Source organism: Microbacterium sp. MYb64, from assembly GCF_002979495.1.
In the GTDB taxonomy this organism is placed as follows: Bacteria; Actinomycetota; Actinomycetes; order Actinomycetales; family Microbacteriaceae; genus Microbacterium; species Microbacterium azadirachtae_A.
Map to the genome: position 1 here is coordinate 16741 of NZ_PCOW01000013.1, position 13339 is coordinate 30079.

Consider the following 13339-nt stretch of genomic DNA (forward strand, 5'->3'; position numbering starts at 1 on the left):
CTTCAGAGTGCCGAACGTCCGCGGCGTTGTACAGTCGCCATGCCTTCCGCCTGGCCGATACCCTTCTCGATGATGGAGCAGCGCACACCTGGGTCGCGGAGCGCCCGCGGCGTCGTCAGCTCTCTCGCCGCGAGCGTGCTCTTCGGCGGCATCTTCTACCTCTACGGCGTCGTCGACGCCTCCGCGGAGGCCCAGTTCGGCTGGCGGATGATCGTCACGGCGCTCTGCTACGCCCTCGCCCTCTCGACCAGGCAGGGCCGGGCCGCCTTCGCCCTGTTCTGGCGCGTGCTGTCCTCCCGCTGGTGGATGCCCCTGGTGCTGGTCGCGATGAGCGCGATGGTGGGCTTCCAGATGTGGATGTTCGCCTGGGCACCGGTGCACGGTTTCGGGCTGGACGCATCGCTCGGATACCTGCTGCTGCCGATCGCGCTGGTACTGGTCGGGCGGCTGCTGTTCCGCGAGCAGGTGAGCTGCGGGCAATGGGTCGCCGTGGGCATCGCCGTGGTCGCGATCGGCGCCAAGATCGCCTTCGAGGGGACGCTGTCCTGGGTGGCCCTCGGGATCTGCGTCGTGTACGCCGTGTACTTCACGGTGCGCCGGCACGCGGGCCTCGATCTGCCGGCGACGTTCGGTGCGGAGACGGTGCTGCTGATCCCGGTGGCGGTGGTCTTCGTGATCGTCATGCCCGGAGCGACGACTCCGCTCGGGCAGGCCGCGGTGATCGCCGCCGGCCTCGCCGGGACGCTCGCGATGTCGGCCTACCTCGGTGCGTCCCGGCTGCTCGGGCTTCCGCTCTTCGGCCTGCTCAGCTACGCGGAGCCCGTGCTGCTGTTCGTCGTGGCGATGCTTCTGGGGGCGCACCTGCGGGCCTGGGATCCGCTGGTCTACGGAACCCTCGCGGTCGCGCTCGTCGTGCTCGCGGTCGACGGCTTCCGCCGCGCGAGGCGGATCCCCTGACCCGGAGCGCGAGCGGCACGGAACCTGTGCCTTCCGATGCCTGCGGACGTACCCTGGAAGGGAGAGATGCGCCATCTCCCGATGGGAGGACCAGCATGAGCCAGGAAGAACGCCCGCAGGGGGCGAGCGATCCGCGCGACGGCCTCGAGGGCACCTACACCGAGGTCGACGGGGAGCCGGAGCCCGAGCGCACCGTGCACGGGCAGTACACGCGCACCGAGCGCGGCGGCCCCGACCCCGAGGACGAGGGCGCCTACGCCGATGCCGAGCACGATGGCGGCACGGAACCCTCGCCGCACTCCACGCACGACCGGCACGGCAAGTACAACCGCCGCGACCAGTGAGCCGCGAGGCAGGTCAGCGCGGCGCGGCGATGCCCGCGCCGTCGCGCCGCTCGAACACGAGCTGCGTCTCCGTGGCACGGACCACGTCGTGCACCGTGATGCGCTCGAGGACGATGTCGCGGAGGGCCGCGGCGTCGGCGACCGCGACGTGCACGAGGAAGTCATCGGCGCCCGCGATGTGGAACACCTGCAGCACGCCCTCCGTCGCCTCGAGCGCATCGAACAGCGCCTCGACGCCGGTCTTGCTGTGGGTGCCCAGCCGCACGCGGATCACGGCCTGCACCGGGCGGCCGAGCGCGGCAGGATCGAGCAGCAGCCGCAGCCCCTGGATCACCCCGCGCGAGCGCAGGGAGCGGAGCCGGAACGCGCATGTGGAGGCGGGGATCCCCAGCACGGCGGCGAGCTGCTTGATCGGAGCGTCGGGCTGCGCGGAGAGCGCGGCGAGGATGCGCAGGTCGAGGGCGTCGACGCCGTGCTGTTCCGCGATCAAGATCCGCTCCTCACGACGTCCGAATATTGCGCAGGACTCAAGTTTTGCACTCAGGATGCCTTCCTGCAGCAATGGATCTGGCGGATCCCTGCGCGCAGAAGGATCCTGGGATCATGATCGACGACGATTCCCTGCGTGACACGCCCCTGCGCCCCGAGACCGTGGCGGTGCATGCCGGCCGGGCCGACCTCGCCGCTCTCGGCGTGCACGCCCCGCCGATCGACCTCTCCTCGACCAACCCGCTGCCCGACATCGTGCACGGGGGCGACTCCTACGAGTCGATGGCGACCGGAGGGCACCCGCTGCCCGACGGCGGCAACGTGTACGCCCGGCTGTGGAACCCGACCGTCGCCCGGTTCGAGGAGGGACTCGCCGAGCTCGAGCACGCCGAGGCCGCCGTCGCGTTCTCGAGCGGCATGGCCGCGATGACGGCGGCGATCCTGTCGCACACCACGGCGATGGGCAAGCATCACATCCTGGCCGTGCGTCCGCTCTACGGCGGCACGGACCACCTGCTCGATTCCGGGCTGCTGGGCGCGGAGGCGACGTTCTGCGCGGAGGACGAGGTACGCGCGCACCTGCGCGCCGACACCGGCCTCGTGGTCGTCGAGACTCCCGGCAACCCCACCCTGGACATGGTCGACATCGCCGCGGTCGTCGCGCAGGCGGGGGACGTGCCCGTGCTCGTGGACAACACCTTCGCGACGCCGCTGCTGCAGAACCCGCTCGACCTGGGCGCGCGGATGTCGCTGCACAGCGCGACCAAGTACATCGGCGGGCACGGCGACGTGATCGCCGGCGTCATCGCGTGCTCCGAGGAGACGGCGCAGGCGCTGCGCCGCGTGCGCGCGATCACGGGGGCGCTGCTGCACCCGCTCGGCGCCTACCTGCTGCACCGCGGTCTCGCGACCCTGCCGGTGCGCATGGAGCGGCAGCAGCGCTCCGCGGAGCGCGTCGTCGCGTGGCTCGCCGAGCACCCGGCCGTGGCCGAGGTGTTCTACCCCGGCATCGGCGACGAGCGCGGTCTCATCCCGCGGCAGATGCGCGGCGGCGGCGCGATGATCGCCGTGCGACTGCGCGACGGCTACGCGGCCGCGGAGGCCCTCACCGGATCCGTGCGGCTGTTCACGCACGCGGTGTCGCTCGGCGGTGTCGACTCGCTCGTGCAGCACCCGGCGGCGCTCACCCACCGGCCCGTCGCGGCCGAGGCCCGCCCCGGCGCCGACATCGTGCGGCTCTCGATCGGACTGGAGGATCCGGAGGACCTGATCGGCGATCTCACCCAGGCCCTCGCCAGGATCGGCGTCGCCGTGCGCTGAGCGCGGCGCCCCGAGCCCGACGCGCTGAGAGCCTGGGGGAGAGGGAATGTCCGTGGCCACCGGCAGAATTGTGCGGTGACCGGAATGAGAACCTTCTGGGCCGCGCTCCCCACCCCGGGGCGCTGGCTGCTGTCCACCGTCGCCATCCAGACGCTGGGCCGCGGACTGACCCTGCCCTTCACGATCATCTACCTCCACGAGGTGCGCGGCTTCGACCTGGGCGTCTCCGGCGCGCTGATGAGCGTGATCGCCGTCACCGGGCTCGTCGCGACCGGCCCCGGCGGAACGCTGATCGACCGCTATGGCGCCAGGAGGGTGCTGCTGGCGGGTCTCGTGGCGATGATCGCGGGCTGCACGCTCTTGGCCTTCGCCACGTCGCCCGTGGTCGCGGCGATCGCGCTCGTGCTGATCGGGGTGAACTTCGGCGTCTCCTGGCCGGGCTTCAACGCACTGATCGCCACGATCGTCTCGGGCGAGCTGCGTCAGCAGTACTTCGGCGTGAACTTCGCCCTGGTCAACCTCGGCATCGGCGTGGGCGGCATCATCGGCGGCTTCTTCATCGACGTGCACCGGCCGGAGACGTTCACCGCGATCTTCCTCATCGACGCGGCCAGCTCGCTTATCCCGATGGCGCTGCTGCTCGGGCCGCTGCGGCACGTCCGCACGCACGCCGATCCCTCCGCGGAGCACGAGACCGAGGCGGAGGGATACCGGCAGATCCTGCGGAGGCCGGCCGTGCTGTGGCTCACCCTGCTGACGTTCCTCGCCGTGTTCATCGGCTATGGACAGATGGAGGGCGGCTTCCCGGCGTTCGCGCGGCAGGTGTCGGGCGTCTCGACGCAGGTGATCGGGTTCGCCTTCGCGGTGAACACCGCCGTCATCGTGCTGCTGCAGTTCGCCGTCCTCAAGCTCATCACGGGGCGCCGCCGCACCAGGGTGATGCAGGTGATGACCCTCATCTGGGGGTTCTCCTGGGTACTCCTCGGCCTCACCGGGCTGCTGCCGGAATCGCTCGCCGCGGCCATCGGCGTGCTGCTGTTCATGGGAGTCTTCGCCTTCGGGGAGACCATGCTGCAGCCCACGGTGCCCGCGATCTGCAACGACCTCGCCTCCGACCGCAGCCGCGGGCGGTACAACGCGATCAACGCTGCGGCCTTCCAGGGCGGGGCGATCGCGGGGCCGATCGCGGCAGGGCTGCTGCTGGGAGAGGGGCGCCAGGTGTGGTTCATCGTCGCCATGGTGGCGGGCTCGGTGCTGATCTGCGTGCTCGCGATCGCTCTGGAACGGCGGCTGCCGGCCGCGGCCAACGGCCTGGCGGCCCCGGCCGTGGTCGACACCGGCGCGGCCTGAGCGGGCCTCGCGAAGTCGATTCACAGTGTCCGCAAAGAGACCATTGCGCGCCGGTGGCGGTGCCCCCAGGATGGGGGGACGTGCGTTTCGTACGGATCGGTAACGATCCCATCGCGGGCGTGCGGAGCAGTCGGTGACACGGGCGAGGACGATGACGTTTGCGGTGAGGCGGGCGCGGCAGCAGACCGCGCGACTCCTGCTCGTCCTGCTCGCCGCCGGACTCGTCGTGCTCGGCGTGGGCGGGACCGATGCCCTCTCGGGGCGGCTCGTGGACGACGGCGTGCGTCAGGTGGCGGAGCACGCGGAGTCCGGAACGCGCGTCGCGACCGTCACCGCGCTGAGCACCGGGGATCCCGCGGCGCAGGACCGTGCTGTCCGCGCGGCGATCGCGAAGGCCTTCGCGGGAGCGCCGGTCGCCGTCAGTCGGATGGCGGTGAGTCAGATCTCCCTGGGCAACCCCGACGCCGTGCAGGCGATCGGCGGAGAAGGCGTCACCGATCGCGGTGATCTCATCGATGGCGCCTGGCCGGCCCGGTCCGGCGAGGCGGCCGTGCTGAAGGCCGCGGCGGAGATCCGCGGCTGGCGGATCGGCGACCGGATCCGGCTCGGTGCGGATGCCTCGGGAGGCGTCGTCGAAGTCTTGGTCGTCGGCACCTGGCGGGCGAAGGATCCCACCGCGCCGGCCTGGGCCGGCGATCCCGCGGTGGCGTCCGGCGACTCCGACGGCGCCGCAGGGCCCGTGCTGATCACCGACGAGGATATGACGCGGCTGTGGACCACGCCGACCGCGACCTGGACCATCGCGCCGGTCGCGCTGACGGCCGACAGCCTGAGCGCGTATCGCGCCGGACTGGAACGACTGTCGCAGCTCCCGGCGAAGGTCGATCCCGAAAGTCGCTCCAGCACCGCGGTCGGCGGCTCGCTCGGCGACCTGCTGGACCGGCAGACCCGCGCCGTCAGCGGCGCCCGGGGCATGATGGCGGTGCCCACCGCGATCATCGTCGCGCTGGGGGCGATCGCGATCGCTGTGATCCTCACATCCATGGCGGGTGCACGCCGCGCGGAACTGCGTCTGGTCCGCGCGCGGGGCACCGCGGTGACCGGTATCGCGGCCGGAGCCGCGGGAGAGGCCGCGGCGGCGACGGGTGCGGGCGCCGTCCTCGCCCTGATCGTGATGCTCCCGCTCGCCTCGCCAGGCCTCCCGACGATCGTGGCCGCAGCGCTGACCGTGCTCATCGCGGCGGCGGCGGCCGCCGTCACCGCGGCGCGCGCGTCCGCCCCGACGTCCGGGACCCGCTCGGATGCCGGACGCGGCATCGTGACGGCGCTGCTGGTGCCGACCCTGATCGTCACCGCGCTGGCCGCGTTCGCGCTCTGGCAGCTCTTCGCGCAGGGTGGCGTGATCTCCGAGGGCGGCGCGGCGGATCCCGTCGCCTCCGCGGCCGCTGCGGTGGCGCTCCTCGCTTTCGGACTGCTCGTTCCCGTGCTCGCCGTGCTCGTGGCGGCGGCGGCCGAACGCGCGGCCCGCAGCGGCCGGGGGATCATGCCCGTGCTGCCCCTGCGCCAGATCGCGCGGCGCGCCGGAAGCGTCGCCGTGGCGATCCTGTGCATGGCGCTGGCGGCGGGATCCGCGACCATGGCGCTCGGCGCGGCCCCGCTCGCCGCGGCCGTGGACCGCAGCGAGGTCCGCGCGGCGCTCGGGCTCGACGTGCGGGTGTCGGTCGCAGGGCAGGGCGCCGTGCCGCTCACCGCGACGGAGGCCGCGGCGCTGCCGACGGTCACGCGCGCCGCGGAGGTTCTGAGCAGAGACGCCGATATCGGGTCGGACACGGTGGCTTTCCTCGCCGCCGACCCCTCCGCCGAGGCGATCCCCGCGTCGGATCAGTCAGCCATCACCGTGGGGTCCGGATCCGTTGTCCCGGTGGCGATCACCAGGGCGCTCGCGCAGCGACTCGGCGCCGTGAGGGGCACGACCTTCTCGATCACGCTGCGCCCCGAGGGCACGCGGCTGCCGGCGCAGGTCGCCGCGATCGTCCCGACGATCGCCGGCATCGGATCCGGCCCCGGGATCCTCGCCGACCGCACCGCCGCCGCGCGAGCAGGGGGACTGCGGTCGAACGAGCTGTGGCTCTCGACCTCGGACGCCTCGGCCGTCGCAACGGAGGTCCGCACGAGGGCGAGCAGTCCGATGCGGATCCTGACCGCCGCCGCGGTGAGCACCGCGCCGATCACCGGGACAGCCACGATCCTGCTGACCATCGGATCCGCGGCCGCCGCGCTTCTGGGGCTGCTCGGCTTCCTCGCCGCCGTCGCCGCGGACCGCACCCGCAGGAACGAGGAGCGCACCGCACTGCGCGCTCTCGGACTCAGCGCGGGCCGTCAGCGTTCCGCGCGGCTGGGCGAGGTGACGGGGATCGCGGTCTTCGGCCTCCTCGGCGGTGCGGCCGCGGGATTCGCCGTGGTGGCGCTCGTCCTGCCCGTGATGTGGGGGAGCGGAGCATGACGCGCCATCCCGGGACGCCCGCCGTCGTGCTGCGCACCGCGCTCACGACACCGCTGCTGTCCGCCTTCCTCGTGCTCGCGATCGCCGCCATGACCCTCGCCGGCGCGCTGGTGCCGCCGCTCGTCGACGAGGCGCGCACTGCGACCGTGCAGCATCAGGTCCGCGACATCCCCGAGATCGGCCGCCCGCTGACGGCGATGCAGTCCTGGATCGTGGGCATGCAGCGGGGAGGTCCCGGCAAGACCGACGTGTGGTCGGAGCCGCTCTCGGCGCTGCAGGCGCAGCGGGATCGCCAGCCCGAGCCGCTGCGCAGCGCGCTGGGCGTGCCCCGAGTCGTCGGAGACTTCCGCGCGATCGAACTGCAGGGCGATCGGAAGACGCCGCACAATGCCGTGAGACTGATCATGGATCCGGGGCTCGAGCAGCGCAGTCGCCTCGTGCAGGGCGCGTATCCCCGGGTCACCGATCCCGCGGAGGGCATCGAGATCGTGCTCAGCGACAAGTCGGCCGCCGAGCTGGACTGGAAGGTCGGAGAGGTGCGTGACCGGCAGGGACTCCTTGTCACGCTCACCGGCCTGGTCGCACCGAGCGGTGCGGATGACCTCGACTGGGACATGCTGGTCGGCTCGCGTGCGCCGACCGTCCAGTACACGCCGATGGGCGACATCATCCTGCAGACGGTCGGCTTCATGGCTCCGGACGAGGCGGGCGTCCTCGGCGATCTGCTCACCCAGGCCGCGACACTCGCGTGGATCCCGCTCGATGCGAGCAGGATCTCCGCCGGTGACGCGGCGACGGTGAGCGCCCAGCTGCGGCTGTTCATGGCGAACCCGGTGCATGTCGGCTCCACCGGTGACTTCTTCGACAACGGCCTGCAGTTCTCCTCTCCCATCGCCGACGCCCTGGATCGCGGCGTCATGCGGGGCAGCGCCCTCGTGGCGGTCGTCTCCATCTCCGCCGTGGGTCCGCTCGCGGTGGCGGGCGTGGTGCTGGCGCTGGCCGGGCGGCAGCTGGCTCTGCGCCGTCGGAGGGCCGCGTCGCTCGCCCGCGCCAGAGGCGCGTCGCTCGTGCAGCTGTGCGTCGTGCTCGGAGGCGAAGCGCTGCTGCTCGGGATCCTCGGCGCCGCGATCGGGTTCGCGGCGGGCGCCATGCTGACTCAGGGCGGACCGGATGCGCTGACGATGCTCGTGGCCGGCGTGCTCGTGCTCGTCCCGGTGTGCGCCGTCCCGTTCACGGTCGTGACGGACCTCCGAAGGACGGAACGTCGTGACGGATCCGCGCAGCGGCGGCGCCCGTTGACCCGCCTCCTGGGCGAGGCCGTGGTCGTGGCGCTCGCGGTCGCCGTCGCCGTGCTCCTGCAGAGCCGCGGCGGGTCGCTGCGGGTGGATCCGGTGCTTCTCGCGATGCCGGTGCTGATCGGCGCGGTGGGCACGGCGGCGGTGCTGAGGCTGCTCCCGCTCCTGCTGGACGCGCTGCTGCGCGCCGCGCGCCGCCGCACGGGACTCATCTCGCTGCTGGGACCCGCCCGCGCCTTGCGCGACGCCGCGCTGCGCACGGCACCCGCCCTCGCCGCCGTGATCGGCCTCGCCGTGGCGGTCTTCGCGGTCTCGTTCGCCGCGACCGTCTCGGACGGGATCGGCCGCTCCGCGCGGGACGCCACCGGCGCCGACATCGCGGTGTCGATGCCGTACTTCGAGGAGGCGCAGATCACCGCAGCCCGGAAGATCCCCGGCGTCGCGGCGGTCGCGACTCTGGACGCGGATGAGATCGGCCAGGGCGCGTCCGAGGAGGGCACCGATCGCGTGCGCGTCTACGCGGTCGACCGGGACGCCTTCGCCCGCGTGCAGCAGGGATTCGATGGCGCTCTGCCGATGCCCGCCGCACTCGCGGAGACCTCGGGCGGGAGTGTCCCGGTCGTCGCGTCGGACCAGCTGCTCGCGCGGTTCGGCGACGGACTCACGGTGAACGGCCACCCCGTGCGGGTCGTCGCGCACACCGCGCAGCGCACCCCGTTCGGCAACGCGGAGAAGTGGGTGATCGTCGACCGCGGGAACATCGACCGCATCGGCGTCTCCTCGCCGGTGGTCACGAAGCTGTTCGCGGCGGTGGCCCAGGGGAACGACCCGCCCACGGTCTCGAAGGACCTGGCCGCGCGGCTCGGCGAGACCGCGACGGTGACCACCGCCGATCAGCTCATCGCGCAGTCGGCCTCGGATCCGGCGTCGTCCGCCCTGCGCCTCGCGCTGATGGTGTCGGCCGCGATCGTCGCGGTGCTGCTCGCCGTCGCGGTCCTGCAGACGCTCCTGCTCGGATCCGCGGCGCGCGCCCGCCTGCTCGCCCTGCTGCGGGCGGTCGGCTATCCGCGGCGCAGGGAACTGCCGCTCGTGGCGTGGGAGGTGGGGCCGGCGCTGGTGATCGCGCTGCCGGTGGGCGTCGCCGCGGGCCTCGCGATGTCATGGCTCGTGATCGGGGCGCTGGACCTGCGCGGCTTCACGGGCGGCGAGACGGCACCGGCACTGAGCCTGCCGCCCGGATGGCTCGCTGCGGCGGTGCTGGCCTTCGTCGCGGTCACCGCGGTGGCGGTCCTGCTGGCGACCGGCACCGCGATGCGGCTGCGCAGCGCCGAGGCGATCCGGGTCGCGGATGACGAGGGGTGAGGGATGACGGTCGAGGAGAAGGATGGCCACGACGGCGACGAGGGGCGAGGGGCGAGGGATCATGACCGCAGCAGGAGGGATCGGACGATGACCGATGTCGACATCGCGTGCGAGGGTCTGGTGCGGATCTTCACCGCCAAGGGCGTCGAGGTGCAGGCGCTGCAGGGGCTGGACCTGCGCGCGCAGGCGGGGGAGATGGTCGCGCTCGTCGGCGCCTCCGGATCCGGGAAGTCGACACTGCTCGGGATCCTCGCCGGACTCGACGGACCGACCGCGGGGAGCGCCCGCGTCGCCGGGCACGACCTCGTGACGATGCGCGGGGCCGAACGGCTGCGCTATCGCCGGCGCAGCGTCGGCTTCGTCTGGCAGCAGTCCGGGCGCAACCTGCTGCCGTACCTCACCGCACGCGAGAACATCGCCCTGGCGCACGGTGTCGCCCGCGTGGTGCCGAAGGCGGAACGCGCGGGCCGTGCGCAGGCGCTGCTCGAACTGCTCGACGTCGCCGATGTGGCCGAGCAACGACCCGCTCAGCTGAGCGGCGGCCAGAAGCAGCGGGTGGCGATCGCGGTCGCGCTCGCGAACGAGCCGCGCGTGCTGCTCGCCGACGAGCCGACCGGCGAGCTGGATGAGCGCACGAGCGCGGATGTGCTCGCCGCGATGCAGGCCGTCAACACCGAGCACGGCGTCACGACCCTCATCGTGACGCACGACGCTGCGGTGTCCGAGCACGTCGACCGCACGGTGCGGATCCGCGACGGCCGCACGTCGACCGAGACCCTGCGCAGCACGCACACCGATGGCGACGGGCGGGAGGTCCGGATCGCGCAGGAGTTCGCGGTGCTCGACCGGGCGGGCCGCATGCAGCTGCCCGGCGAGTTCGTGAGCGCGCTCGACCTGCGCGACAGGGTGCGGCTGTCGCTCGAGGCCGATCACGTGCGCGTCGCGCCGAGTGCCTCATCCGCGGCGCCGGCGGCGGAGCCGGGGGCGGACGAAGCGCTGTCACCGGGGGAGGAGCAGTCATGACCGAGGTCCTGCGCGCGGAAGGACTGACCCGCGTGTTCGCCGCGCCCGGCGGAGATGTCACCGCGGTGCGCGAGGTCGACCTGACGGTCTCGGCGGGGGAGCTCGTCGTGATCACCGGGCGCTCGGGTTCCGGCAAGACCACGCTGCTGACGATGCTCGGAGGTCTCGACCGGCCCACGCGCGGGCGGGTGCTGCTGGACGAGCACGACATCAGCGCGGGAGACGCGAGCCACCTGCTGGGGGAGCGGATCGCCTCCATCTTCCAGACCGCAGGGCTGCTGCCGGTGCTCTCCGCGGCCGAGAACGTGGAGGTCCCGCTGCGGATCCGGCGCACCGCGGTGGCGGAACGGGAGCAGCGGGTGACCCGCGCGCTGGAGGCGGTGGGGCTCGCCGACCACGCGCGGCAGCGCCCGGCCGAACTCTCCGGGGGACAGCAGCAGCGCGTCGGAATCGCGCGTGCGCTGGTCATGGATCCGGCGGTGCTGATCGCGGACGAGCCGACCGCGCAGCTGGACAGCGAGACCGGCGCGCAGATCATGGATCTCATCGCGGGCCTCGTGCACGAGCGGGGCACCGCCGCAGTCGTGGCCACGCACGATGCGGCCATGCTCACGCGCGCCGATCGCGTGCTCGACCTGCACGACGGCGTGCTGCACGAGCTCGGTCCTCGTGCGCTCGCGGCGAAGACGGGGCATCGCTGACGTCCTGATTCCGATCCGGTGTGCATGGATTCTGTGCAGAACTCTTGTGCACAGAATCTATGCATGTAAGAGTGCGGGTATGGAAATCCCGGAACGCCCCGTCGGCATGCGCCTCGACGAGCGGGCGGTACGCGTGCTCGCGCATCCGCTGCGCTCGCGTCTGCTCAGCGAGCTGCGCGTGCACGGCCCCGCGACGGCGACGCAACTGGCCGCCGCGCTGAGCACCAACACGGGGGCGACGAGCTATCACCTGCGCGCCCTCGAGGACGTCGGGCTGGTCGCCGACACGGGCGAAGGTGCGGGCAAGCGGCGGATCTGGCGTGCGAGCACCGACTACCACTCCTGGACCAATTCCGCCTTCGCGGACGATGAGGACGCGCAGACCGCACTCGGCTGGTTGCGTCGCGACTACGTGCGGCAGTTCGCCGCGCGGGCAGAGCGCTGGCTCGACGCCGAGGCCTCCTGGCCCGCCGCCTGGGTCGACCGGCTCGGGCTCGATGACGCGCTGCTCACCGTGACACCGGATCAGCTCGCCGCGTTCCACGACGAGATCGATGAGCTGACTGAGAAGTACCGGCGTCTCGGCGAGGGGGATCCGGCCGCGCGACGGGTGCACGTGGCCGTGCAGGTCACCCCGATCGATCTCGACCCGCCGGAGGAATCATGAGCGCGGCCGCGGCGAGCGCGGAGGCCGCGCGCGCGATCTCCGCGGCGCAGCGCCGCCTGCTCCTGCTCACGGCCCTGCGCTGGCTCCCGGTCGGCGTGACCCTGGGAGTGACCGTGCTGTTGCCGCTCGAGCGCGGACTCTCGATCGCGGAGGTGGGCTCGATCCTCGCGATCCAGGGGTTCGTGGCGCTCGCCCTTGAACTGCCGACGGGAGCCCTTTCCGACACGCTCGGACGCCGCCCGGTGCTCGCCGCTTCGGGAGTGCTCGCGGTCGCCGCGAGCGTGCTCTTCCTGCTCGCCGACTCGTACGCGCTGTTCGCGGTGTCCCTGCTGCTGCAGGGGATCTTCCGCGTGCTCGACTCCGGCTCGCTCGAGGCGTGGTTCGTCGACGCCGTGCATGAGCACGATCCGCAGGCCGAGGTCGCGCACTCCCTCGCGAAGGCCGGCACGGTGCTCGGCGTGGCGATCGCGGGCGGGGCGCTGCTCGGCGGCCTGCTCGTCGCGTGGCATCCGCTCTCCGCACTGTCGGCGCTCGTGCTGCCGCTGATCGTGGCGATCGGTCTCTATGCCGGATACACCGTGCTCGTCGTCGTGCTGGTACGGGACACCCCCCGGGAGGGGGCGGCACCGGCCCATGCGCTTCCGACGATGCTGCACGCCGCGAGGCAGACCCCGCGGACGATCGTCGACGGCCTGCGGCGTGCGGCGACCTCCCGGGTGCTCGCGGGTCTCGTGCTCGTCGAGGTGTTCTGGTCGGTCGCGATGATCGGCTTCGAGACGCTGACCCCGGTGCAGCTCGAGGGGATGCTCGGTGGGGAGGCCGCGGCCGCGGCGGTGTTCGGCCCGGCGTCGGCGGCCGCATGGGGACTGTTCGCGGTCGGATCCCTGCTCGCGAGCCGGCTGAGCGGCGTGATCGGGGTGACCTGGACGGCGATCCTGAGCCGGATCCTGAACGGCGCGTTCGTGGTCGTCATGGGGCTGTCCTCGGGAGTCGTCGGCCTGCTCATCGGCTACGGCCTGACCTATCTCGCCCACGGCGCCGCGGGGCCGATGCACTCCGCCCTGCTGCATCGCGAGGCCGACCGATCCACCAGGGCGACCGTGCTCTCGCTCAATTCGATGGTCTCCGGAGGTGCGTACAGCATCGGACTGCTCGTGCTCACGGCGTTCGCGGGGGCGACCTCGGCCGCGACCGCGACCGTCGTCGCCGGGGCGTTCAGCATCCTCGGAGCGGCCTGCTATCTGCCGGCGCTGCGCCAGGAGCGCAGCCGGAGGGCCGCGCTGAACGCGGCGTGAGCGGCACGGCGCGGGGCGGTCGCAGGCCGCGGG

Annotated in this window: 11 protein-coding genes; 10 read left to right on the forward strand and 1 reads right to left on the reverse strand. The window is 72.7% G+C overall.

Translation table 11 applies throughout. The annotated features are described in order from the left end of the window. Positions 1–39 precede the first annotated feature (39 nt). Together rarD and CQ044_RS12430 are read left to right on the forward strand one after the other, a co-directional pair. Complete coding sequence (gene rarD / locus CQ044_RS12425) at positions 40–957, forward strand: EamA family transporter RarD (protein WP_219844963.1); 918 nt, start codon at positions 40–42, stop codon at positions 955–957. Between the two features lie 95 nt (positions 958–1052). Continuing rightward, on the forward strand, positions 1053–1301 hold the full coding sequence (locus CQ044_RS12430; RefSeq protein ID WP_082076758.1) for a hypothetical protein: 249 nt from the start codon (positions 1053–1055) through the stop codon (positions 1299–1301). Between the two features lie 13 nt (positions 1302–1314). On the opposite strand, the gene CQ044_RS12435 is transcribed toward CQ044_RS12430, so the two are convergent. After that, positions 1315–1791 carry an Lrp/AsnC family transcriptional regulator gene (locus tag CQ044_RS12435; protein ID WP_258133292.1) on the reverse strand — a complete coding sequence of 159 codons (477 nt, stop codon included), beginning with the start codon at positions 1789–1791 and terminating at the stop codon, positions 1315–1317. Positions 1792–1904: 113 nt separating this feature from the next. On the opposite strand from CQ044_RS12435, the gene CQ044_RS12440 reads away from it, so the two are divergent. The 8 genes from CQ044_RS12440 to CQ044_RS12475 all read left to right on the forward strand — a co-directional run bounded on the left by CQ044_RS12440 (position 1905) and on the right by CQ044_RS12475 (position 13306). After that, on the forward strand, positions 1905–3110 hold the full coding sequence (locus CQ044_RS12440; protein ID WP_105688829.1) for a PLP-dependent aspartate aminotransferase family protein: 1206 nt from the start codon (positions 1905–1907) through the stop codon (positions 3108–3110). 84 nt (positions 3111–3194) lie between these two features. Continuing rightward, complete coding sequence (locus CQ044_RS12445; RefSeq protein WP_105688760.1) at positions 3195–4460, forward strand: MFS transporter; 1266 nt, start codon at positions 3195–3197, stop codon at positions 4458–4460. A 151-nt stretch (positions 4461–4611) separates the two neighbouring features. Beyond that, positions 4612–6963: a hypothetical protein gene (locus CQ044_RS12450; protein WP_146116788.1), complete on the forward strand. Its 2352-nt coding sequence runs from the start codon at positions 4612–4614 to the stop codon at positions 6961–6963. After that, positions 6960–9620, forward strand: a complete 2661-nt coding sequence (locus CQ044_RS12455; RefSeq protein WP_105688762.1) for an FtsX-like permease family protein — start codon at positions 6960–6962, stop codon at positions 9618–9620. Before CQ044_RS12450 ends, CQ044_RS12455 begins: the two co-directional genes overlap by 4 nt. A gap of 87 nt (positions 9621–9707) precedes the next feature. Further along, on the forward strand, positions 9708–10643 hold the full coding sequence (locus CQ044_RS12460) for an ABC transporter ATP-binding protein (protein ID WP_105688830.1): 936 nt from the start codon (positions 9708–9710) through the stop codon (positions 10641–10643). After that, positions 10640–11344 carry an ABC transporter ATP-binding protein gene (locus CQ044_RS12465; protein ID WP_105688763.1) on the forward strand — a complete coding sequence of 235 codons (705 nt, stop codon included), beginning with the start codon at positions 10640–10642 and terminating at the stop codon, positions 11342–11344. Before CQ044_RS12460 ends, CQ044_RS12465 begins: the two co-directional genes overlap by 4 nt. Before the next feature lie 79 nt (positions 11345–11423). After that, positions 11424–12011: a helix-turn-helix domain-containing protein gene (locus tag CQ044_RS12470; protein ID WP_105688764.1), complete on the forward strand. Its 588-nt coding sequence runs from the start codon at positions 11424–11426 to the stop codon at positions 12009–12011. Further along, positions 12008–13306, forward strand: a complete 1299-nt coding sequence (locus CQ044_RS12475) for an MFS transporter (protein WP_105688765.1) — start codon at positions 12008–12010, stop codon at positions 13304–13306. The genes CQ044_RS12470 and CQ044_RS12475 overlap by 4 nt, the downstream gene beginning before the upstream one ends. Positions 13307–13339: the final 33 nt, after the last annotated feature.

Excerpts from the sequence above, each read along its gene's own strand:
- rarD (WP_219844963.1), top strand. The coding sequence starts at position 40 with ATGCCTTCCGCCTGGCCGATACCCTTCTCGATGATGGAGCAGCGCACA.
- CQ044_RS12430 (WP_082076758.1), top strand. The coding sequence starts at position 1,053 with ATGAGCCAGGAAGAACGCCCGCAGGGGGCGAGCGATCCGCGCGACGGC.
- CQ044_RS12440 (WP_105688829.1), top strand. The coding sequence starts at position 1,905 with ATGATCGACGACGATTCCCTGCGTGACACGCCCCTGCGCCCCGAGACC.
- CQ044_RS12445 (WP_105688760.1), top strand. The coding sequence starts at position 3,195 with ATGAGAACCTTCTGGGCCGCGCTCCCCACCCCGGGGCGCTGGCTGCTG.
- CQ044_RS12450 (WP_146116788.1), top strand. The coding sequence starts at position 4,612 with ATGACGTTTGCGGTGAGGCGGGCGCGGCAGCAGACCGCGCGACTCCTG.
- CQ044_RS12455 (WP_105688762.1), top strand. The coding sequence starts at position 6,960 with ATGACGCGCCATCCCGGGACGCCCGCCGTCGTGCTGCGCACCGCGCTC.
- CQ044_RS12460 (WP_105688830.1), top strand. The coding sequence starts at position 9,708 with ATGACCGATGTCGACATCGCGTGCGAGGGTCTGGTGCGGATCTTCACC.
- CQ044_RS12465 (WP_105688763.1), top strand. The coding sequence starts at position 10,640 with ATGACCGAGGTCCTGCGCGCGGAAGGACTGACCCGCGTGTTCGCCGCG.
- CQ044_RS12470 (WP_105688764.1), top strand. The coding sequence starts at position 11,424 with ATGGAAATCCCGGAACGCCCCGTCGGCATGCGCCTCGACGAGCGGGCG.
- CQ044_RS12475 (WP_105688765.1), top strand. The coding sequence starts at position 12,008 with ATGAGCGCGGCCGCGGCGAGCGCGGAGGCCGCGCGCGCGATCTCCGCG.